21 protein-coding genes are annotated in these 23,519 nt (G+C 42.2%); 7 read left to right on the forward strand and 14 right to left on the reverse strand.

Annotation, left to right across the window (positions count from 1 at the left end; genetic code table 11):
- Nucleotides 1-194: 194 nt before the first annotated feature.
- The 5 genes from NEE14_RS03925 to NEE14_RS03945 form a co-directional block, all read right to left on the reverse strand.
- A complete protein-coding gene (locus NEE14_RS03925) occupies nt 195-1,286 on the reverse strand; it encodes a hypothetical protein (protein WP_251966531.1) in 1,092 nt (363 codons plus the stop codon).
- Nucleotides 1,287-1,569: 283 nt separating this feature from the next.
- The gene (locus NEE14_RS03930; protein ID WP_251966532.1) at nt 1,570-2,412 is read right to left on the reverse strand and encodes a hypothetical protein; all 843 of its coding nucleotides are present in this window, start codon (nt 2,410-2,412) and stop codon (nt 1,570-1,572) included.
- Between the two features lie 81 nt (nt 2,413-2,493).
- Nucleotides 2,494-3,711 carry a site-specific integrase gene (locus tag NEE14_RS03935; protein ID WP_251966533.1) on the reverse strand — a complete coding sequence of 406 codons (1,218 nt, stop codon included), beginning with the start codon at nt 3,709-3,711 and terminating at the stop codon, nt 2,494-2,496.
- Between the two features lie 343 nt (nt 3,712-4,054).
- On the reverse strand, nt 4,055-5,056 hold the full coding sequence (locus NEE14_RS03940) for a GGGtGRT protein (protein WP_251966534.1): 1,002 nt from the start codon (nt 5,054-5,056) through the stop codon (nt 4,055-4,057).
- Nucleotides 5,057-5,246: 190 nt separating this feature from the next.
- Entirely contained in the window at nt 5,247-5,939 is a 693-nt protein-coding gene (locus tag NEE14_RS03945) for an iron-sulfur cluster assembly scaffold protein (RefSeq protein ID WP_251966535.1), read from the reverse strand.
- A gap of 416 nt (nt 5,940-6,355) precedes the next feature.
- Here NEE14_RS03945 and NEE14_RS03950 point away from each other — a divergent pair, with 416 nt between their 5' ends.
- Complete coding sequence (locus NEE14_RS03950) at nt 6,356-7,873, forward strand: cobyric acid synthase (RefSeq protein ID WP_251966536.1); 1,518 nt, start codon at nt 6,356-6,358, stop codon at nt 7,871-7,873.
- Here the strand turns inward: NEE14_RS03950 and NEE14_RS03955 are convergent.
- Nucleotides 7,857-8,357: a UpxY family transcription antiterminator gene (locus NEE14_RS03955; RefSeq protein WP_251966537.1), complete on the reverse strand. Its 501-nt coding sequence runs from the start codon at nt 8,355-8,357 to the stop codon at nt 7,857-7,859. The two genes, NEE14_RS03950 and NEE14_RS03955, sit on opposite strands and share 17 nt — an antisense overlap.
- Nucleotides 8,358-8,545: 188 nt before the next feature.
- Here NEE14_RS03955 and NEE14_RS03960 point away from each other — a divergent pair, with 188 nt between their 5' ends.
- From NEE14_RS03960 to NEE14_RS03970, 3 genes are read left to right on the forward strand one after another with little or no spacing between them, the layout of a single operon-like run.
- Nucleotides 8,546-9,868, forward strand: coding sequence for a Gfo/Idh/MocA family protein (locus NEE14_RS03960; protein WP_251966538.1), 1,323 nt, complete (start codon nt 8,546-8,548; stop codon nt 9,866-9,868).
- Nucleotides 9,869-9,889: 21 nt separating this feature from the next.
- The gene (locus NEE14_RS03965) at nt 9,890-11,194 is read left to right on the forward strand and encodes a phenylacetate--CoA ligase family protein (RefSeq protein WP_251966539.1); all 1,305 of its coding nucleotides are present in this window, start codon (nt 9,890-9,892) and stop codon (nt 11,192-11,194) included.
- Between the two features lie 34 nt (nt 11,195-11,228).
- A complete protein-coding gene (locus NEE14_RS03970) occupies nt 11,229-11,657 on the forward strand; it encodes an acetolactate synthase (RefSeq protein WP_251966540.1) in 429 nt (142 codons plus the stop codon).
- A 63-nt stretch (nt 11,658-11,720) separates the two neighbouring features.
- On the opposite strand, the gene NEE14_RS03975 is transcribed toward NEE14_RS03970, so the two are convergent.
- Both NEE14_RS03975 and NEE14_RS03980 read right to left on the reverse strand, forming a co-directional pair.
- Complete coding sequence (locus NEE14_RS03975) at nt 11,721-12,194, reverse strand: outer membrane beta-barrel protein (protein ID WP_251966541.1); 474 nt, start codon at nt 12,192-12,194, stop codon at nt 11,721-11,723.
- A 42-nt stretch (nt 12,195-12,236) separates the two neighbouring features.
- Nucleotides 12,237-13,877, reverse strand: a complete 1,641-nt coding sequence (locus NEE14_RS03980) for a dipeptidase (protein WP_251966542.1) — start codon at nt 13,875-13,877, stop codon at nt 12,237-12,239.
- 230 nt (nt 13,878-14,107) lie between these two features.
- Here NEE14_RS03980 and NEE14_RS03985 point away from each other — a divergent pair, with 230 nt between their 5' ends.
- The gene (locus NEE14_RS03985) at nt 14,108-15,928 is read left to right on the forward strand and encodes a YgiQ family radical SAM protein (protein WP_251966543.1); all 1,821 of its coding nucleotides are present in this window, start codon (nt 14,108-14,110) and stop codon (nt 15,926-15,928) included.
- Nucleotides 15,929-15,973: 45 nt separating this feature from the next.
- Nucleotides 15,974-16,351, forward strand: a complete 378-nt coding sequence (locus tag NEE14_RS03990; protein WP_251966544.1) for a VOC family protein — start codon at nt 15,974-15,976, stop codon at nt 16,349-16,351.
- Between the two features lie 66 nt (nt 16,352-16,417).
- Here the strand turns inward: NEE14_RS03990 and NEE14_RS03995 are convergent, their stop codons facing one another.
- Nucleotides 16,418-17,953, reverse strand: a complete 1,536-nt coding sequence (locus tag NEE14_RS03995; protein WP_251966545.1) for a sulfatase — start codon at nt 17,951-17,953, stop codon at nt 16,418-16,420.
- Between the two features lie 218 nt (nt 17,954-18,171).
- Here NEE14_RS03995 and NEE14_RS04000 point away from each other — a divergent pair, with 218 nt between their 5' ends.
- Nucleotides 18,172-18,855: a queuosine precursor transporter gene (locus NEE14_RS04000; protein WP_251966546.1), complete on the forward strand. Its 684-nt coding sequence runs from the start codon at nt 18,172-18,174 to the stop codon at nt 18,853-18,855.
- Between the two features lie 109 nt (nt 18,856-18,964).
- Here the strand turns inward: NEE14_RS04000 and NEE14_RS04005 are convergent, their stop codons facing one another.
- From NEE14_RS04005 to NEE14_RS04025, 5 genes are all read right to left on the reverse strand, one after another.
- Nucleotides 18,965-19,291: an acetyl-CoA carboxylase biotin carboxyl carrier protein subunit gene (locus NEE14_RS04005; RefSeq protein WP_251966547.1), complete on the reverse strand. Its 327-nt coding sequence runs from the start codon at nt 19,289-19,291 to the stop codon at nt 18,965-18,967.
- Between the two features lie 10 nt (nt 19,292-19,301).
- Nucleotides 19,302-20,849 (reverse strand): acyl-CoA carboxylase subunit beta, encoded by a 1,548-nt coding sequence (locus NEE14_RS04010; protein WP_251966548.1) that lies wholly within the window; start codon nt 20,847-20,849, stop codon nt 19,302-19,304.
- A gap of 76 nt (nt 20,850-20,925) precedes the next feature.
- Complete coding sequence (def, locus tag NEE14_RS04015; protein WP_251966549.1) at nt 20,926-21,483, reverse strand: peptide deformylase; 558 nt, start codon at nt 21,481-21,483, stop codon at nt 20,926-20,928.
- Nucleotides 21,484-21,485: 2 nt separating this feature from the next.
- Nucleotides 21,486-21,908 carry a Holliday junction resolvase RuvX gene (gene ruvX, locus NEE14_RS04020; RefSeq protein WP_251966550.1) on the reverse strand — a complete coding sequence of 141 codons (423 nt, stop codon included), beginning with the start codon at nt 21,906-21,908 and terminating at the stop codon, nt 21,486-21,488.
- 66 nt (nt 21,909-21,974) lie between these two features.
- Nucleotides 21,975-23,372 (reverse strand): undecaprenyl-phosphate glucose phosphotransferase, encoded by a 1,398-nt coding sequence (locus NEE14_RS04025; protein ID WP_251966551.1) that lies wholly within the window; start codon nt 23,370-23,372, stop codon nt 21,975-21,977.
- Between the last annotated feature and the right edge of the window lie 147 nt (nt 23,373-23,519).

Consider the following 23,519-nt stretch of genomic DNA (forward strand, 5'->3'; position numbering starts at 1 on the left):
ATTCTGAATAGTTTGTAGTCCGCTCATCTATATGGTGGGATTATCTACTTGTAGTACTGTAAAGATAATAATTCCATGAGTGGGGAACTAATGATAAGACCACACATTTAAAAACCAGACTTTGGACTATTCAGAATGTCTAAGAAGTTGGGGAGAGAAAGCCCACCTGCCGTATGGGCTTTGCAGTTGGTACTTTATGCTTCCAGAGCTTCTTTCAATATCTTAATGAAATCATTCTCTGATTTAACCCCTTTCCACTTATCTTCTTTGTAGTTCTTGTATTTTAGATTGTCAAGAGCTTTAAATGCCTGTTCTTCACTTATAGATATGGCATGACTGTTGAAGCCTTTGATGAAGTAACGTTTAGTGATGAAAGAAACATCCATCTTGGCTGCTTTGCATAAGTTGATGAACTTGTTTCCTCTTTCAATGTCAACCTTTGCATCTTTGGGAAGTATAAATTCTCCTCCTTGTAACACATTGTTTACCTGTTTGTCAGATAGACTTTTACCTGTGTAAATCAACATAGCTGTGGTTGGATTGAACCCTTCGTTTAGCAATTTTGCTACATTTTGGAATAGTTCATTATTAGAAGTCAAAGAAGCTACAACCAATCTGTCTTTTTTATCCCAACTGGTGCCTACATTATTAATATCAACCAAGTATTCACCAACATTCTCAATATCCCTAACGTGAACATTTGGAATCAAATTCTGATATTTCCCTGTTGCAATCAGTTTGGCGAATGCTGTACTTCTATGCTGCCCATCTAGGATAACGAAGTAGTCTTTGGCTTCTTCCTTAGTCAGTTCCTTTCCATTGATGTCCGTTACAGTATAACCTTCTTCAATCAGTTTGGACGCTTCCATTACAATAATGGGGAAAGCCTTGTCATATTTATTGGCGGCTATCAAGGCTATAAAACCGTCCACTTTCTTAGAGCTTACAGGTCTGTTGTTCTTTACAAATGCTATCTTCTTTTGTTGTTCTGTTCTTGCACCTGTTTCATCATCCACTACAGAGAATGTGAAAGAACTGTTGACAGCTTTCTCCTTAGATATTCTTTCAAACTCCTTTGCCTGTTCCATTTGGTTTTTGGCTTCATCAACGACTTTCTGTTGTGCTGCTATTACAGCTTCGTTTCTGTTGCCTTTTACAAGGCGGTTCAGTTCTTTCTCTTCCTGCTCAAAGACTTTAGTCAGTTCTTCTATGTTACCCATAATTGCGTTATTTGATTCTACACTGTTGTTTACCATTTCTACAGTATTTACATTTAATGTTGTCATATTCGTTTATTTTTAATTGTTATTAAAATGTTCTGTGTAATCCTCAAACCTATGTACACTTGGCTTTCTGATTACGCTGCAAAACTACTTGCTTCTGGGCTGATTAAAAGAGAGAAATTAATGAGTGGTTTTACTTCCCCTCTTAATTGGTAGCTCGTCCGTTATCGTTTTGACGCTGCAAAGATGGGATATAATGGTAGGATTAAAAGAGAGAAAAAAAGTCCTGCTTTCATGTACTCTCTTAATGGTATGAAGCAGGACTGTATTAATTATCAGAAGTTTATTAGAAGTATATGCTATTCGCTGTATCAATTCTTTTGTCTTTATATTGCTTGATATAGCCTTTTAAGGTAAATTCATCTTCTGAGAAATTCTTATTAGTGGACAGCTTGGTGAAGTGGATAAGCCTTGATATGAGTAATGTTTTACTAAGTGATATGGCACTTCCTTTCTTTTGTCTGACATTAAACTGCTTGTTATATGGCTCTAAATTGAAGAAGTCATTGAACATCTTATAGAATAGGTATATCTGAACGGATTCCTTTTCTTCTGCGTGGGTACTTATGCAGACTTGCTGGCTCTGCATCCAAGGGTGCTGCTCCATATCCTTTAAGTTATTGGCAATGGTAGCAGCCAAATATCCTATGGCATTTTCATTATCAACTACTATCTGATGCTTGCCCTCCACTTTCACAGAGACTGTGATAGGCTTTTTAAAACTTACTCCAAATTGGTTAATCTCCTTATGGTTGTCAGCTATGGCTTTGGCGAATTTGGTGAGCTGTTCTATTCCTATGCCAGTAGCTTTCATTCCATCCAAGCACGTTCCACAAGTATAATCAAAGACGAACAGAAGCAGAAACCAGAATTTATCTATATCAACTCCTAAACCTTTCAAAGTATTTTGTATATCCTCATTGGTTATATAATCTTCGTATGTGAAGTTACCATATAGTTTATTCAGATTATATCTTCTTATAAATATAGGTAAGGCGGTAGTACCACAGATATATTGTTCTCCTGTAGATAGGTCTATGTCTACGTCTGGAACAAATTTGACTGCTATGGCTTCCATGTATTCCAAACGAGTATCAATATTTATATAGTTTTCCTTTAGCTTTTCCATGATGTTTTAGTTTGGAGCAAAATTAAAAAAGAAAATCCCACTCACAATAACCACAAGTGGGATAATCGTAATTTGTAAGGTTTAGTAGTTGGAATCTCCAGTAAATGTATCCATGAGCTTATCCATCTGCTCTCCTATGCACTTATCTATTAGTTTGGCATAATGGGTAGTCATTCTGGTATTAGTATGACCAAGCATTTTAGAAACGACTTCCAGTGAGATATTATTAGCTAAAGTAACGGTACTAGCGAATGTGTGACGGCTTGTGTGAAATGTGATCCGCTTCTTAATGCCACATAAAATAGCTATATCCTTTAGGTATTTGTTTATATCCGCAGGGTCTTGGATAGGAAGTAATTTCTCTCCACCTTTGTATTTATCCAATATCAGTTTGGCAATAGGGAGTAGAGGAATGCGTGATAGAACTCCTGTCTTAACTCTACGTTTCTTAATCCAAATTCTACCTGTATTGTCCTTTTCAAAATGTTCTGGTGCTAAGGTTTTGATGTCAATGTAGCTGAGTCCTGTGAAACATCCAAAGAGAAACATGTCTTTTGCTCGTTCTAGTCTGGGCAATGGAGTATCAAAGTTGATAATCTTTCTCAATTCTTCTTCATCCAAGAAATCTATTTCCACAGGTTCACGTTCTATCTTATAAGTAATGAACGGATTGGTAGTCATGTATGAGTTAGCTACTGCTAGGTTAATTATCTTTTTAAGTAGCTTTAAGTGTTTGGTAGATGAATTTTGAGCCATCCCCTTATCTATTCTCAGGAATGAATGAAAGGATTGAATAAAATTCAAATTCAGTTCACGCAGGTATAAATCTTCTCGTTTGTATTTCTGTTGAACAAACTCTTTGAGCAGTCTTACCGTATAAACGGAAATCCAGAAGGTTGCTTTAGAAACTCCGTTACCAACCAGCTTTTCCTGTTCTCTGTTATGCTCTGCAAAGACTTCAAACAGACTTTTTTCGTTCAATGCTTCTACTTTGTCTGTAACAGCTTCTTTTAGTAGCTCTGCTGTAATTAGGTAGCCCATTTGAAGTAGCTCTATTTCTTTCTGGTATATTTTGTTTCTTAGCTGTGTAAGATAGCTATTTACTAATTGAGCTTCTTCACTCTTACCTTTTACTAACTGTTTTTCCCTATTCCAGTCTGTTGAACGTGCATATTTGCCTGTGCTGAAATAGATTCTTTTTCCGTTAGTGGAGATAGAAACTTCAATAGGTGATAAACCTTTCTTGTTTTGCTTACTTTCTCTCAATGTGAAGTAAACCATCGTACAATGTTTTTCCATATTAAAATGATTGTAAAATGGAGTATATCTCATTGTAATATAGCTGATTATATAAGTTTTTGCAGCCCATTTTTGAAAATGGCAAATTGGGCTGCAAATGGGCTGCAAAAATCACTTTTATTGAGCCTAACAAGTGATAATTGACTTGCTTTATGCTGGACTGCAATAGCCTTTGGAGAAACCAGATTTTAGGTTATCATAGCCTTATTTTTCTTCTTACTTAATAAGACATAATAACCAACGATGAGACTATTAGAGCATCCATAAATATAAATTACACCAAACAAAAAAACTCCTGCAATCATAACGATTACAGGAGTTTATATATCAGAAATAACTTATATTACTTCTTCATTGCTTCTTCTACAGCAACGGCTACTGCTACTGTAGCACCTACCATCGGGTTGTTACCCATTCCTAAGAAGCCCATCATTTCTACGTGTGCAGGAACTGATGAAGAACCAGCGAACTGAGCATCTGAGTGCATACGACCCATTGTATCTGTCATACCATAAGATGCAGGACCAGCAGCCATGTTATCCGGATGTAAAGTACGACCTGTACCACCACCTGAAGCTACTGAGAAGTAAGGCTTACCAGCCAATACACGTTCTTTCTTGTAAGTACCTGCTACCGGGTGCTGGAAACGTGTCGGGTTTGTAGAGTTACCTGTGATAGAAACATCAACGTCTTCTTTCCACATGATAGCTACACCTTCACGAACATCGTCAGCTCCATAGCATTTTACTTTTGAACGCAAACCAGTTGAATAAGGAATTTCTTCAACTACGTTTACTTCGCCAGTCATATAGTCGAACTGAGTCTGAACATATGTAAAGCCATTGATACGAGAAATGATCTTAGCTGCATCTTTTCCCAGACCGTTCAAGATAACGCGCAACGGAGTCTTACGTACTTTGTTAGCCATTTCTGCAATCTTGATAGCACCTTCAGCTGCAGCGAATGATTCGTGACCTGCCAAGAATGCGAAACATTTTGTTTCTTCGCGCAACAGACGAGCTGCCAAATTACCGTGACCTAAACCAACTTTACGGTCATCAGCTACAGAACCCTTAATACAGAATGCCTGCAAACCGATACCGATTGCTTCAGCAGCATCAGCAGCGCTTGTGCATCCTTTCTTGATAGCGATAGCTGCACCAACTACATAAGCCCAACATGCGTTTTCGAAGCAGATAGGCTGAGTTTCTTTACACATTGTATATGGGTCAAGACCTTTAGCTGCGCAAATTTCTTTTGCGTCTTCGATGCCATTGATACCGTATTCTTTCAAAACCGCATTGATATGATCGATTCTGCGGTCGTAACTTTCAAATAAAGCCATATTGTTTTACTTTTTAAAATTCTTGTTTACGAAAAATAATGAAATCAGAAAATTGAAAACAAGCACGCCGCCACAACAAGCTACAAAGAAGGCCAACCAAGGTCTCTCACCTTTCAAGACGAAATAGGCAATTGTGAAACCTACGGCCGTCAGTATAATCAGCCCGATGAGGATACGTGTTAATGTTTTCTTATTCATTACGAGGATCGATATATTTTACGGCATCTTTGAAGCGGCCATAAGAACCTTTTGCTTTTTCCAAAGCTTCATTGGCATCCATGCCTTTCTTAACCATATCCATGAATTTTCCCAGGTGTACGAATTCGTAACCGATTACTTCGTCGTTAGCATCCAAAGCCATACGAGTACAATAACCTTCAGCCATTTCCAGGTAACGAGTTCCTTTTGCCAATGTTCCGAACATAGTACCAACCTGGCTGCGCAAACCTTTTCCTAAGTCTTCCAACGATGCACCGATTACCAAACCGCCTTCTGAGAATGCAGATTGTGTACGACCGTAAACGATCTGTAAGAACAATTCACGCATTGCTGTATTGATTGCATCACAAACCAAGTCTGTATTCAAAGCTTCCAACAATGTCTTACCCGGCAGAATTTCTGATGCCATGGCAGCAGAGTGAGTCATACCTGAGCAACCGATTGTTTCAACCAAAGCTTCCTGAATGATTCCTTCTTTGATGTTCAGAGTCAGTTTACATGCACCCTGCTTTGGAGCACACCAACCGATACCGTGAGTCAAACCTGAAATGTCTGAGATCTGAGTTGCTCTAACCCATTTTCCTTCTTCTGGAATCGGAGCGCAAGGGTGATTAGCGCCCTTTTTAACAACACACATGTGTTGAACTTCTTGTGAATAAATCATAATCGCTAATTTATTATATTAATGATAATAAAAACTTTATATCGCTCTTCTTTTTTTAGACCATGCAAATATAAGGCTTTTTCTTTTTTCATGCAATAGCGTAGAAAAGTTTGCTCTGCAGAATAAATTTTCTTCACACAAGGTATTTTCTGAAACAGATTATATATAAATGTAATACTCACTACTTATTCTTTAGTTCACGGCGCGGATTACTTAGTTCACGTCGTGAATTACTTAGTTCACGCCGTGGATTACTTAGTTCACGCCGTGAACTAAAGAATTGACTACCGGATCTGCAAGAATTTCCTGCCGCAAACAGACAAATAACTGCCTGTTTTTACACAAATTTGTCCACCGCAGGCTGTTTCTTTTCCAAAGTTTTTGTAGGTTTGTCTCCGCTTAATAAGAATTGACTCATGAAAAATAAGATATTAAAGCCCATTATGTTTGTCGGAACCTGCTCTGACGCCGGTAAAAGTGTGATTAACGCTGCCTTCTGCCGTATCTTCAAACAAGATGGTTACTCTCCTGCCCCTTTTAAAGCGCAGAACATGTCGCTCAATTCGTTCTCAACTCCCGAAGGAGGCGAAATGGGACGGGCTCAGGTTGTTCAGGCCGAAGCTTGCGGAATAAAGCCGCACACCGACATGAACCCGGTGCTGCTGAAACCAACCAGCGACAAAGGTTCGCAGGTGATTCTGAACGGTCGCCCGATCGGAAACATGTCGGCTCGGGATTATTTCGGCATGAAGCAGCAAAAAGAAGACTTGTTCAAAGAGGCTCAGGCAGCTTTCGAACGGTTGAAAAGCCGCTACAACCCGATTGTGCTGGAAGGAGCCGGAAGCATCTCGGAAGTGAATCTGCGCGACCGCGATATCACCAACATGCGGATGGCCATGTATGCGCAGGCCGATACCTATCTGGTGGCCGATATAGACCGTGGCGGCGTGTTTGCCTCGGTCTACGGAAGCATTGCCTTGCTCCGACCGGAAGAAAAGAAACTGATAAAGGGCATCCTCATCAATAAGTTCAGAGGAGATGTTTCCTTATTTGACGAGGGAAGGAAAATCATTCAGGAACTGACCGGGATTCCCGTTGTAGGTATTATCCCTTATTTCCAGAATATCAAGATAGAAGAAGAAGACTCGGTCGTACTCGAGACAAAGAACAATACTTATCAGAACGGGAAAATCAACGTGGCCATCATCCTGCTCAAACGGATGTCGAACTTTACCGACTTCGATGTACTGGAAATGGACAGCCGCTTTAATGCGTATTATACGAATAATGTAGAGGAAATAGAGAAAGCGGATATCATCTTGCTTCCCGGTACCAAAAACACCCTGGCCGACCTGCAAAGTATCCGGGCCAACGGAGCCGCCGACGCCATCGTCAGAGCTTACAAGAACGGGAAAAAGGTAATCGGCATCTGCGGCGGGTATCAGATGATGGGCGCACGCCTGGAAGACCCGGAAGGAATAGAAGGAAACCTGAAGGCTGTTCCCGGACTCGGACTGCTGCCACAGGTAACCACCATTGAACAGGAAAAGGTAACCAAGCAAAGCCATTTTGCCTTCCTGCAGGAAATGAAAGGAAAACAGCCGGTTCTGTCGTGTAAAGGGTATGAAATCCATATGGGAAAAACCGAGACTATCGGCGATGCACCGGCACGGCCTGTTGCATTATTGGAAGACGGCCGACTGGATGGTTATTACCTGAACGACCATTGCTGGGGAAGTTATCTGCACGGCATCTTAGATAATCCAGAAGTGTTGGACAGCCTGGCAGCGGGTTTCGATACGGCAAAGGCTTCTTCGTCGTTTGATTATGCCCGTTTCAAGGAAGAACAATACGATAAATTGGCCGACTGGGTGCGCAGCCATACGGACTTAGACTATATTTACCGCATAGCCGGAACTACAGAAGCCGATTGACGGGATAGACTTTCTCGAGCGATACGCATACATGAGCACCCAGCTGCGCCAGGTAAAGCAGCAGGTACTTCTTGCGGATGCGGCGGATTTTTCCGGAAACATGCTTCATCACGCCACAGACAATCTCAGCCTCTTCACCTTCCACCAGCGGGTGATTGGCTGCTTCTTCCAAGAAAGCACGAATGGTATCCAGCTCTTTTTCACGGACAACTGCAGGCTTACCATTATAATATACGATACGTGAAACGCCGGGAATGCGCAACAAGTTGTACAGATCAGCTTCTCGGCTTTTCACAAATATATAGGAAGGAAACAAAGGCATCTCCACAATCTTCACCCGGTCAGACCAGGCTCGAGGAGACTTGTGCAAAGGAAGCCAGCAAATCACACCCATTCCGCGGATCCGATTTTCCACCTGCTTCTCAGCCCGCGGAGCCGTATACAAAACATACCATTTCAGATTGTCTACTTCTATTTGCTGCATTTCTTTTCTTTTTCTTTCTTCCCCAGTACAAAGGTAACATTCCGATTCTAATAACCGGCTTTTCATCCGACGAAAAACATCGTTATTCCGAAAAGAAAAGAGGAATTCACGATTTTATGACAAATCCATATCAAAGTAGAATTATTTTTTGTAACATTGCAACGTAATAAACACTTTTTACTATTACCATGAACAGACGAAACTTTTTACAGAAAACAGCCTTATCGGCTGTAGGCCTTGGCTTAGGGCCTATTATCGGTTCATCCTACTCATCTATATACGGAGCAGCAGCTCCCAGCAATAAGGTAAAAGTAGCTCTTATTGGCTGCAGAAGCATGGGATTTGCAGACTTAAGTACTTTTCTTCAATATCCGGAAGTGGAATGTGTTGCCCTCTGTGACGTAGATGACGAGTGGTTGCAGAAAAGAGCCGCCGACGTTGAGAAGAAAACAGGAAAGAAAGTTCCCAATCTTTATAAAGACTGGCGAAAAGTAATTGACAATAAGGATATAGATCTTGTAATCGTCGGAACTCCCGACCACTGGCACTGCCTGCCGACCATTGAAGCCTGCCAGGCAGGAAAAGATGTCTACGTTGAGAAACCGCTTGCCAATACCATCGAGGAATGTGATCTGATGGTCAAGGCTGCCCGCAAATACAACCGCATCGTACAAGTCGGCCAGTGGCAACGCAGCGATCCTCATTGGGACGAAGCAGCCAACTTTATGAAACAAGGTGGCATCGGACGCATCCGGACAGTGAAAGTATGGGCGTATCAAGACGGGAAACCGACCTTGCCTGTCAAACCAGATTGCCCGCCTCCTGCCGGCGTAGATTACGACATGTGGCTTGGTCCGGCGCCCAAGCGGCCATTTAATCCGTATCGCTTCCACTATAACTTCCGCTTTTTCTGGGATTATGCCGGCGGACTGATGTCTGACTGGGGCGTACATTTACTGGATTATGCGTTGGAAGGAATGAATGCCGATCTGCCCAGTCACGTGTACGGCAGCGGAGGCAAGTTCGCTTATCCCAATGATGCCATGGAAACGCCCGACACACTGATGGCAACCTATTCATACAAGGAATTCAACATTATCTGGGATCATGCCTGTGGTATCAATCACGGCTTATATGACCGGCGTGAAGGACTGGCTTTCTATGGAGAAAACGGCACACTCGTGCTTGACCGCGCCGGATGGGAAGTTATCCCTGTTGTCGTAGGAAAAGATGCACGCATGGAAGCCGTTCCTTTCAAAAAAGGAGAAGGGAAAGGTTTATACAACCACGTCGGCAACATGCTGTCTTGTATAAAAAGCCGGGAACTTCCACACGCTGATATCGCCATTGGTGCCCGCGTAGCCAAGATGGCTCACCTGGCCAACATTTCCTGCCGTGTCGGCCGGGAAGTCAGATGGGACGACGAAAAGCATCTTTTCATCAACGACGAAGAAGCAACGGCTTTGTCGAAAGCTCATTACAGAGCACCGTGGAAATTACCTGAACTATAAAATATATAAATAATCACATACATGGAATACTGGCAAAAAGACATCGAGACGATGGGACGCGAACAGCTGCAAGAACTTCAGCTGAAACGTCTGAAAGAGACCGTAAAACTTGCGGTCAATTCTCCATTTTATAAAGAAGTATTTGAGAAGAACGGACTAACCCCCGACTCTATCCAGACATTGGATGACCTGCAGAAAATTCCTTTTACCACCAAGAACGATCTGCGTACACATTATCCATTCGGCATGGCCGCCATACCTATTCAGAAATGTGTCCGCATCCATTCATCCAGTGGTACTACCGGAAATCCGACAGTGGTACTGCATTCTGCCCGAGATCTGGATCAATGGGCCAATCAGGTAGCCCGTTGTATGTACATGGTCGGTCTTCGGGATACAGATGTTTTCCAGAACACTTCCGGCTACGGTATGTTTACAGGCGGACTGGGATTCCAGTACGGAGCCGAACGGTTGGGCGCCCTCACAGTTCCAGCGGCAGCAGGAAACACCAAACGACAGATCAAGTTCATTACTGACTTCGGGACAACTTGCCTGCACATCATTCCGAGCTATGCAACCCGCCTGGCTGAAGTGATGTATGAAATGGGCATTGATCCGCGCCGGGATACCAAACTTCATACGGTATGTATCGGAGCCGAGCCGCACTCTGAAGAACAGCGGAAACGCATCGAACAGTTATTGGGCGTCAAAGCCTACAACTGTTTTGGTATGTCGGAAATGAATGGTCCGGGTGTGGCCTTCGAATGTCCGGAACAAAACGGTCTTCATATCTGGGAAGATTATGTCATCCCCGAAATCATTAACCCGACTACGCTTGAACCCGTTCCGGAAGGCGAAATCGGCGAACTGGTATTGACTACAATCAACCGCGAGGCAATGCCGCTGTTGCGTTACCGCACACGAGACCTGACCCGTTTTATTCCGGGCGAATGTCCTTGTGGCAGAACACACCGCCGCCTGGCTCGCTTCGTCGGCAGAAGTGATGATATGATCATTCTGAAAGGAGTCAATATCTTCCCGATTCAGATCGAAAAGATTCTGATGAACTTCAAGGAACTGGGAAGCAATTACCTGATCACAATCGAAACAGTGGGTTACAACGATGAAATGCTGATTGAAGTTGAACTGAGTGACTTGTTTACGGATGATTACAGCGCATTGGAGCGTTTGGCAAAAGAAGTAACCCGCCAGCTGAAGGATGAACTGCTGCTGACACCACGTGTCAGACTGGTTGGAAAAGGTTCACTGCCTGCACCTGAAGGCGGAAAAGCCGTCAGAGTAAAAGATTTGAGAAAATTGTGTTAACTCATTATTTGTTAAACTTTAAATAATATCCGTTATGACAGTCAATCAAATATCAATCTTTCTGGAGAACAAATACGGCAAGTTGTCTGAAATACTGATGTTACTGGCCGAAGCCAAGATCCGGATTATTGCTGCTACCGTAGCTGATACCTCAGAATATGGTATTCTCCGCATCATCGTGAACGACCCGCAACGGGCATTCCAAATCTTCAAAGACAATAACGTAAGTGCCAACCTGACGGACGTTTTGGCTATTGTTACCCACTCAGAAGCTGCTGGATTCGCCCAGACACTCCAGGCTTTCACAAAAGCCGGACTGAGTATCGAATATATGTACTGTTTTTCTATCAAAGATAAATCCATACTGATACTGCGGACTAACAACCGTGAAGCAGCGCGTGAAGTAATTCGCCGTCAGAACATGGAATATCTGACGGAAAGCGATCTGCTGAAGATGGACTGATACTGATCTCAATAAAAAAGGGAGCTTTTCGGCTCCCTTTTTTATTGATAGTATTTTTATACATCAGAAACAATAAGCAGCACGAAGTGCTATCATGGCTTGATCCAGATCCTTGATGATATTGTATTTGGCTTCCAATCCTAATGAAAACTCAGGTGTTGCGTAAACTTCTCCACCCAAACCGATATTCGCACCAAAACGGGTAACACCATCATGCGGACCTTCCCAGTTCCAGAACGACATGCTGACACCGGCCAACGGATAGAATCCGAACATACTGCTTAACTTAAACACATAATGCGCATTGACATCAATCATAAAGGCACTCAAGCCGTGATTCTTTACCAAATAAGTCAAGCCTGGATTCAACCGGACCTCGTCAGTCAGGCAATAACGATAATCCAATCCTAATGTGGCCTGTTCGCTGTCGAAAGCATACCCTAAATTAAAGCCAATCGAAGAACGACCTTTATCTGTCTGAGCAAATGCAGTCAAACTCAGACAAATCATGCTTAGTAAGAGAAATAACTTTTTCATATTCCTGTCATTTTAATGAATAATGACGCCAAGATACGGATTTTATTTTACTTTCAAACGTTCTCCAGCCGATTTAACGATAGCCCGGTAAAATTCTTCACTGTAACCCGGAGAATCTGGAGCCGCTCCCTGCCCATAACCGTTATCAAGGAACTTTCCGTCTTTCTCTTTACGAACCACTCCGTCTGAATATTTCACAATCAGGAATTCTCCTAATTTCTTCCAGCGGGCAACAGACTCATCAGCAGTCGAAGTGCTGTACCAAGTCAGGAACTTAACGGCTTCTTTCTGATCTTTCTGATAAAGTTCAGAAGCAGCCTTATCAATAGCCGGTTGCATTTCTAAATAACCGTTTTCCAATTCTGACTGCACCTTACGGACATCTCCGATCATCTGGTTATAACGACCATATACCATATTAGCCACCCAGTTACGAATCCAGAAAGCCGATGTCCACGAGAACTGCATCATACTACCGTTTCCCTGGCGATAACACTCAGGAACATCCGTAGAAGAACAATAGATCGGCGTAAAGACTGTCGTATTGGCATCGTCAACAGCAAACCAAAGAACACCACCGATTGCATCGGGAAGCCAGCTACGCATTTGTGGAACGATGACAAAACCCGTTTGCTGTGTAGAGATTGGACGTTCATTGGTATAAGTTTCGCCATCTACTTTATAAGTAAGTGGACGGAAACGATACGGAGCCTTAAACGGACCTGCTCCCGGATCGTTAGTCATATCCAATTCCGTACCTTCATAATGATCACGCATCATGTCACGCACATCTGAAACCGACAGTTTTCTGTCCGGTTTGATATATAAAGGCATCGGTTCTGCATTGACATCTCCTTTAGCGAAGTTAAGATACTTGCCCATATCTTTGTTGTACTTGTTAAAGAATGACCATACACGGGCTTCACAGATACGAAGTGAACTGAAATCATACGGACAATATGCTTTCGCAAAGCTGAAATCCTTATCCTTTCCGCTGAAGTAACCTTTCTCACGAGCAAATGAAACTACATCAGGTGAATACATGCAGTTTCCCTTATCATCAAATGGGATTTGCTGAATGCGGGACTGGTTCGCATGGGCAGCAATGCAATCATCCGGAATGCGGATAGCAACCCAGACAGCACCTTTATTGCCCGTACCTTTTCCAATCATCTCCATAATCCAGGCTTCATTCTTATCTGCTATAGAAAATGATTCACCACTACTGTAATAACCATACTTGGCAACCAGATCCGTCATTACCTGAATTGCTTCACGCGCTGACTTCGAACGTTGTAGAGCGATGTAAATCAGGCTTCCATAATCCATAATACCTGTTGTATCGACCAGTTCTGGCCGTCCGCCAAAAGTACTTTCTGTAATTGCCACCTGATGTTCATTCATATTACCTACCACCGAGTAAGTCTGACGCACCTGTGGAATTTGTCCTAAATGTTTACCTGTATCCCATTCATTGATATCAAGCATTGCTCCTTCCGGCCAGACAGCTGCCGGCCAATGATATAACTCACCATAAAGAGTGTATGAGTCAGCAGCATAACTGATCATCACCGAGCCGTCAACCGAAGCCTTCTTCCCGACCAACAAACCCGTACATGCCATCACTTCGGCGGTCGAAGCCAAGCCGAAACAGGCAGCCAATGTAATCCAAAACTTTTTCATATATTCTTATTTAATGTATTTCTTTCCAGTGCAAAAGTAGATGATTCTTCGTTCTCTTGCAAATCAACCAAACATAATGACCTTCTGGCCCGAAAGCTAACGTCCTCAACAAGCAGAGAAACAACACAAAAAGAAGAATTAAATACTAACATAAGCTAAGCTCTGATTTAACAACGGCCATCAACCGGCAAGAATAAAAATATGTATCAGATTTTAATTACCTTTGCAGCATGAAAACTTACAGACCAGAGGCTTGGTTGCCTACAACTAAAAAAGAAGTAGAAGCGCGTGGCTGGGATTATATTGATGTAATCCTGTTCAGTGGAGACGCGTATGTAGATCATCCTTCGTTTGGTGCCGCCGTAATCGGACGAACACTGGAAGCAATGGGACTGCGGGTGGCCATTGTTCCGCAACCCGATTGGCGAGGAGATTTCCGTGATTTCAAGAAGTTAGGGACTCCACGCCTCTTCTTTGGCGTCTCGGCAGGCGCAATGGATTCAATGATTAACCATTACACTGCCAACAAGCGTCTTCGAAGCGACGATGCATATACACCCGATCGCCGAGCCGGAATGCGTCCTGACTACCCAAGTATTGTTTATACGAAAATACTGAAGGAGCTTTATCCAGATGTTCCCGTCGTATTAGGTGGCATTGAAGCTTCTATGCGGCGACTGACTCATTATGATTACTGGCAAGACCGGCTTCGGCCAGGCATCCTCATCGACAGTCCGGCAGACTTGTTGATCTATGGCATGGGTGAAAAACCAATTCAGGAACTGGTTCACCGTTTGCAATCCGGTACATCCTTTCACGAGATCCGGGATATTCCGCAGACGGTTTATCTGTCTCCTTCAATTCAACCAGAAACAAGTGACATCCTTCTATTTTCTCACGAGGAATGTCTGAAAGACAAACTTAAACAGGCCAAGAACTTCCGTCATATCGAAGAAGAGTCGAATAAACAGCACGCCCAGCGCATTCTGCAGCGGTGCGGACAGCAAACGATCGTTGTCAATCCGCCATTTCCTCCTATGACAGAAGCGGAGATCGACGCCAGTTTCGATCTTCCTTACACTCGTTTGCCTCATCCAAAATACAAAGGCAAAGTGATCCCGGCTTTTGAGATGATTAAGTTTTCAGTGAATATCCACCGAGGTTGCTTTGGGGGTTGCGCTTTCTGCACGATATCCGCACATCAGGGAAAATTCATTGCCTCCAGAAGTAAAGAATCTATCCTAAAAGAAGTCAAGGCGATCACCGAGATGCCCGACTTCAAAGGCTATCTGAGTGATTTAGGTGGGCCATCGGCCAATATGTACCGCATGAAAGGACTGAATCCGGATATATGTGCCAAATGCAAGAAGCCATCGTGTATTTCCCCGGTTGTTTGTAAGAATCTGAATGCCGACCATACACCTCTACTGGAACTATATAAAGAAGTAGATAAGATTCCGGGAATCAAGAAATCTTTCATTGGCAGTGGTGTACGTTATGATCTCCTGCTCCATCGTTATGATAATGATGCATTAAACCAGTCTGCCCACAAGTATATGGAAGAATTGATTGCCCACCATGTCTCCGGCCGTCTGAAAGTAGCTCCAGAACATACTCAAGACGAAGTACTGAAACAGATGCGTAAACCGTCATTCAAGCTCTTTGAACAGTTCAAGAAGATCTTCGACCGAGTAAACAAGCAGCACGGACTGAACCAGCAACTCATCCCGTACTTCATTTCCAGTCATCCGGGCTGTACCGAACTCGACATGGCAGAACTTGCCGTCATCACAAAAGTTCTTCATTTCCAACTGGAACAAGTACAGGACTTCACTCCTACTCCTATGACATTGGCTACCGAGATGTATTACACCGGTTATCATCCGTACACTTTAGAGAAAGTTTATACGGCACGGACTAAAGAGCAGAAGTTAGCTCAACGCCAATTCTTCTTCTGGTACAAACCGGAATACCGGCAACAAATCATGAAGGAATTACAGAAGATGAAACGGCGGGACTTGATAGACAAACTTTTCCGTAGGAATAAATAAAAAGATATTTGAGAACGAATCAACAACAATAAAAACAAGCAACTTATGGAAATTAAAGCAAGATTCGACCATTTCAACATTAATGTGCTGGACTTACAGCGCAGTATCGCTTTTTATGAGAAAGCATTAGGATTGAAAGAGCATCACCGGAAAGAAGCTTCGGATGGTTCCTTCACCTTAGTATATATGGCAGATGACCAAGAAAATTTCCTTTTGGAACTAACTTGGCTCAGAGACCGGAAAGAAGCCTACGAATTAGGCGACAACGAAAGCCATTTATGTTTTCGGGTAGCTGGAGATTATGAAGCAGTCCGTGCTTATCATAAAGAGATGGGATGTGTCTGCTTCGAGAATGAAGCCATGGGACTTTACTTTATCAACGATCCGGACGACTACTGGATTGAAGTTCTCCCAATGAAATAAAGATAGTACTAAAACAAAGAAGTCCGTTGGTTACACTCAACGACCAACGGACTTCTTTCTGGCTTCTCATTCTACCTCATCGGGCCAGGGTACTAATTTTCCAGTCGACTTAAAAGCCGGTCGCTGGGCATCTACCGAACGCAAATATGCACCAAGATCAGCAGACAATTGTTTGACTATATCCGGATGTGAAGCCGCTACGTCATGCTTCTCACTGATATCATCAGGAATATTATACAGCTCTTTCTTTCCTGTCTCATAAAAATAAATCAATTTCCAATCTCCTTGACGAATAGTACAAGTGGCCGCAATGCCCGGTCCGTGTTCACCGGCCCATATATTCGGAAAGTTCCAGTACAAACTACGCCCATCTGAAGGATCACCAGTCTGTTTCAATAACGGTACAAAGCTGATACCATCAATCGGCTGCGGTGTATGATAATCTTTAATACCGGCCATTTCCAATATTGTCGGATAATAATCTTCAATCATCAAATACTTGTCACAACGTGTTCCTGGCTTTACCACATGAGGCCAAGCCACAATCATCGGTTCACGAATTCCGCCTTCATAAGCAGAACCCTTTCCTGCCGTCAGCGGATAATTCTGGGTAAACAGAGGTTCATCCCGCCAACCAGATCCACTGGCATAACCACCATTATCACCCATAAACAGAATGATGGTATTATCAGCCTCACCGTTTTTCTCTAACCAGTCCATGATGTCACCCAAGCTCTTATCCATTCCTTCAATCAAGGAAGCATAAGCCGCTTCTTTATCCGACAAACCTTTCTGCTTATATTTCTCGAAGAATCTCATATCTTTATCAATTGGAATATGAATAGCATAATGAGACATATACAAATAGAATGGCTGATTATATGCCTTCGCCTTGTCTAAAGCCTTCAAGGCCTCTTGAGTCAAGGCCTCAGTTGCAAAGGTTCCTGTCTGCCAATAATGCTCCAATCCGGGTATTGCCATCAGTGACGTAGGATTTCCGTTCTCATCATGGCCATAATTCTGCTCACTCAGATAAGTAGCCAATCCTCCAGCTGCATGTCCGCAGATATTGGTCTCAAAGCCGAAATGACAAGGATTTTCTCCCGGAGTATCAATTGCACCCCAATGAGCCTTTCCACAATGAATTGTATGATAACCATTTTCACGCAACAACTCAACGAATGAAGTTCCAACAAAAGTATGGTCTGTTCCTGAGACCTGCGCAATTCCATTTACATTCCAATCCGGCAGATTCAATACATCTGTTTCACCATCCGTACTTTTGTTCTTTTCTAAAGTCCAGTTTGTTACCCGATGCCGGGCAGCATTACATCCAGTCATCAAACTGCATCGTGTTGGCGAACTGATGCTACTGGCATAGGCTTGTGTAAACATCATTCCTTGGCGAGCCAACCTCTCCATATTGGGCGTTTCATACCGTTCGTTATACATCGTTTTCTGATTCCAAAATGGAAGTGACGTATCCTGCCATCCCATATCATCCACCAAGAAAAGAATAATATTCGGTTTCTTTTCTTGCCCTTGGGCCATTCCATTCACTAACGGCAGCATCGCCAACGAAAATAAAAGAGTCTTCTTCATCGTTATTATCTTTTGCATTAACTAAAGAACAAAAATAGAGAAATATTTTCTATCCTCAAGCCCGATTTCCTCAAATGAATCAAAACACAATACAAAAAAGCTAATTACCCTTTATTTTTATCCCTAAAACGGCATCGAATAAAAAAGCTTGCATGAACAAATAAAACGCTGTACCTTTGCAGTCGAGTGCTTGATAAACCTCGTTAAAAACAAGATATATGCAAAGAACAACTGTTAGTGTGCCCTTTATGCTATTGGGCATTCTTTTCAATGTCTGCCTAGTCGCAGCCAATCTATTAGAAACAAAAGTTATCCAATTTGCCGGAGTAACAGCAACTGCCGGTTTGATTGTGTTTCCCGTCTCGTATATTATCAATGACTGTATAGCTGAAGTCTGGGGTTATAAAAAGGCCCGGTTGATTATATGGAGTGGATTCGCTTCTAACTTTCTGGTAATTGCTTTTGCACAAATAGCAACAGCTCTCCCGGCGGCTCCTTATTGGGAAGGAGAAGAAGCCTTCAATTTCGTATTCGGTTTAGCTCCGCGTATTGCTTTTGCCAGCTTACTGGCATTCTTAGTTGGATCATTCCTCAATGCCTATGTAATGAGCAAGATGAAGCTGGCGTCACAAGGGAAAAACTTTTCCCTGCGAGCCGTTCTTTCGACTCTGGTTGGAGAAAGTGCAGATTCACTTATTTTCTTCCCTATTGCTTTTGGCGGACTAATTCCAGGCAGCGAACTATTGATTATGATTTTAACCCAGGCTGTACTTAAATCTCTATATGAGGTCATTATTCTCCCGCTAACCATTTGCATTGTCCGTTACATTAAGAAAGTAGATGGCAGCGATGTCTACGACAAACACATTTCTTACAATATATTACATGTAAAAGACATTTAAGTTGAATTATTCGGATTACATCTCGCTTATTTCACAATTCTTATATACAAAAACCGGGACTTGCAAAACTGCAACATCCCGGTTTTCTATTCCAAACCCAACCTGAAAACTATTTCGGATTGATACGAATCATCAAATGATCTTTCGGTATTTGTTCTCCGATTTGAACATTTACTTTTTCAACTGTACCGGCTACCGGAGCAACAACACGGTTCAACATCTTCATAGCCTGATGAATTAACAAAAGCTGACCAGCTTCCACTTCATCGCCTTCTTTAACCTCCAGCTCAACAATTGTTCCCGGCAAATGAGAAATAACATCTCCCGGAAATGGCTTATGCCAAACCGGACGGTTCTTGAATTTTTCTGTTAATGTCGTTTTATATTTACGGGCTGTAACTACAAAATCGACCAATTCCTTTTTGTTCTCTTCCATATACCGCTAATTAGAATGGAGGCAAACCATGCTTCTTGGCCGGTCTGTACTCTTCTTTCAAAATAGACAACTTCAACGCATGCAGCAACAACGAACGAGTTTCCTTCGGTTCGATTACCGAATCAATAAAGCCACGCGAAGCAGCCACATATGGATTAGCAAACTTCTCGATATATTCTTTTACTTTTTCCTGACGCATTGCTTCCTGGTCTTCTGCAGCCATAATCTCCTTGCGGAAAATAATATTAGCAGCACCTTCCGGTCCCATAACTGCAATTTCAGCACTCGGCCATGCAAACATAAAGTCAGCACCTAAGTGACGAGAATTCATGGCAATATAACCACCACCATAAGCTTTACGCAGAATAACAGTGATCTTTGGAACAGTAGCTTCAGAATAAGCATACAATACTTTCGCTCCGTGACGGATAACACCCGCATGTTCCTGATCAACACCTGGCAAGTAACCCGGCATATCCTCTAATGTGATAATAGGAATATTGAATGAATCGCAGAATCGGATAAAGCGGGCAGCTTTATCAGCACTATCACAGTCCAATACACCGGCCAATACCATCGGCTGATTAGCTACAAATCCAACTGTTTCGCCACCCATACGACCAAAACCGATCACAATGTTGGCAGCCCACATCTGCTGTACTTCCAGGAAGTCTGAATCATCAACGATACATTTGATCACATCACGCACATCATAAGGCTGTTTCGGATCTGATGGAACGATCTCTTCAATATTCAACATCGCTGTCGGCTCCTTAGCCTCAACCATCTTGGCACGTTCCTGATTATTCCAAGGAATGAAACTTACCAGACGCTTTACCTGTTCAAAGCATTCCTGTTCACTCTTGGCATAGAAGTGAGCATTACCAGTAATTTCAGCATGAACACGAGCTCCACCCAGATCTTCCATTGAAATATCTTCTCCCAAAACAGTCTTGATTACGTTCGGGCCAGTAATAAACATCTTAGAAATATTTTCAACTACAAAGACGAAGTCTGTCAGAGCCGGAGAATAAACAGCACCACCTGCACACGGTCCTAAAATCAATGATATCTGAGGAATAACACCAGAGGCAATTGTATTACGATAGAAAATCTCGCCATAACCTGCCAAAGCTCCTACTCCTTCCTGAATACGAGCTCCACCTGAGTCATTGATTCCAATAATCGGACACTTCATCTTCAAGGCATGATCCATGATCTTTGTAATCTTACGAGCATGCTGCAATCCCAATGAACCACCAGCAACAGTAAAATCCTGTGCATAAATACAAACTGGGGCACCGAAAATTGTACCTGTACCTGTCACTACGCCATCACCCGGCAGGTCTTTCTTGTCCATACCGAAATCACGACCATCATGCTTTACAAACAAGTCATACTCGTGAAAAGAATTCTTGTCCAACAAAGAAAGAATACGGTCGCGGGCAGTCATCTTACCCATAGCGATCTGCTTTTCAATAGCAGCTTCGCCTCCACCCATTTCCACAACAGCTTTCTTTTCTCTGAGGGCCTGAATGTTTTTACTTAAATCTGTCATAAAACTAATATTTATAAATTACTACGCCTTGTTCATATAGTGGTTACTATTTAAACAAGGCGCTAACTATATCTTTTTATTTCCCAACAGCCTTTGCCCGATACGAGCAACGTACTGAACCTTTAATGATATTATTCAATTTCGATTTGTTCAATTGCCGGCGGATAGCTGAAATGTTATCTATAAAAACATGGCCGGCCAAATGTTCGCATTCATGCTGCACCACACGAGCAGCAAAACCTGAAACTTCCTCTTCATGTTCCTGCCAGTTTTCATCAAAATATTTGATTCGAATCTTTACAGAACGAGCCACTTTTTCATGAATGCCCGGCAAACTTAAACAACCTTCCTCCATGGAAACCGTTTCTTCGCTTTTCTCCAAAAATACCGGATTAATCATTGCACGCTTAAAGCCTTTGCACTCCGGATAATCATCTTTAAGAACGTCTGCATCAAGCACCAAGATTTGCAAAGACAAACCAATTTGAGGTCCAGCTAAACCAACCCCATCAGCATGATACATCGTCTCAAACATATTAGCTACCAACTGCTTTAAATCAGGATAATCCTGAGGAACGGCTTCAGCCTCTTTTCTTAAAACAGGCTGACCATATAAATATACGGGTAAAATCATTTTTATAACTGATATTTTTTACTTTCCAAATATGCCTGAAGAATTATAACAGCACTGATTTCATCCACCAAAGCTTTCTCCTGTCTCTTCTTCTTCTTCAATCCTCCGTCCAACATGGCCTTGTGTGCCAATACCGATGTAAAGCGTTCATCGTAATATTGAACAGGGATCTGCGGAATCGATCTTTTCAAATGAGTAACGAAAGCCTCCACATATTTCATATTTTCCGAAGGCTCATTATTCATTTGTTTAGGCTGTCCTACTACAAACAGGTCAACAGGTTCTTTCGCTACATAATCTGATAAAAACTTCACCAGTTCTCCACTCGGTACAGTAGTCAAACCATTAGCTATCATCTGCAAAGTGTCTGTCACAGCCACTCCAGACCGTTTCCTGCCGTAATCTATTGCTACAATTCTTCCCATGGCTGCAAAGATACGATATTTATAAATACAAGATTACACAAATGCAGAAAATCTGTGCATTGCTTGTCAATAAGCATTCTTCTCTCCTCGGCACATATTCAGCAATGTTACGACTATAATCTTAAGATCAAGGAAGAAAGACCAGTTTTCAATATACCAGACATCCCGCTTAACACGCCCTTCCATTTGTTCCAATGTTTTGGTTTCGCCCCGATAGCCCGTCACCTGTGCCCAACCGGTTACACCGGGCTTAACCAAATGACGTACCATATATTTGTCAATCAAAGCCGAATATTGTTCTGTATGTTTTAACATATGCGGACGAGGACCTACCACCGACATATCGCCTTTCAAGACATTGATAAATTGAGGAAACTCATCCAAATTCGTCCTTCGTAAAAAATCTCCAATCTTCGTTTTTCTCGGATCATCTTTCACGGCCTGCATCGTATCTGCCTCAGCATTCACACGCATCGTCCGGAATTTGTAGCATTCAAAATCCCGACCATATAAGCCAGTACGCTTTTGTTTAAAGAAAATGGGGCCCGGAGAACTCCGCTTAATCAAGAAGCCAATAACAATATATAGAATAGGGAAAATCGTACAAAGAATACATAATGAAAAGACAATATCAAAAGCCCGCTTCAAAGCCCGGTTATAAAATGCCTGCAATGGCTCACGACGCAACGTCAAAAGCGGAATTGATTCCAGGATTTCCATCACCATACTCTTCTTGATATTCCTGTATATCTCAGGAACCATATAGAAACGAATCATATTCTTTTCCGAGAAATTAAGCAAACGGAGAATTTTCTCATCATTTGTTCCCGGCAACGTACAATAGATCTCATCAATATCCTTTTCTACAGCATATTTTTCCACCTGATCAGTTGTTCCTAAATAGTTCGGCAAAATATCTTTAAGTGCCAGATTGTCGTCAAAGAACCCCAAGATATTAAAACCTGATGAGATATCATCCTTCATGACACGATACAGTTCCATACCGTTCTTTCCGGCACCCACAATAATTACTTTCTTGAAATTATATCCTTTTCGGCGGTAAAACTTCAGCAGCATCCTGACACAGACACGCCAACATGAAAAGACAACCAAAGTAGATACATAATACACCAATAAAAAGGTAGCAAGTACATCGCCTACATTCAGGAATATCAGGCAGGTACTAAACAAGAAAATCAGCAAAGTAATCAAACCACAAGCCCGCTGAACGACTTTGTCCAGATAAACGATAGATTTATGTAACTGAATCGGGATAAAATACAGCGACAAAAAATAACAGAAATTCAACAACAACAAAACTTCCCGAATATTATACGCTATGGCTTTCGTATAAAACGAGCCCAACAGCATATACACCACAATAAACATGATATTCAATACTACCAGATCTCCAATCCCGATCAGCCATTGAATTAAATAACTATGTCTTTTGTCAAATTCCATTTCTTCCCATTTATTGTAACACAAATATACCTAAATATTTTGAGCGAGCAAGAAGGCTTCTTATAAAAACAGAAGATTCTATATGAATAATCCGGTTTGAGATAAAGCTGGTTCACGCCAGTAAAAACGCAACAAAAAAAATAAGGT

The organism is Parabacteroides sp. AD58, from assembly GCF_023744375.2.
Taxonomy (GTDB): domain Bacteria; phylum Bacteroidota; class Bacteroidia; order Bacteroidales; family Tannerellaceae; genus Parabacteroides; species Parabacteroides absconsus.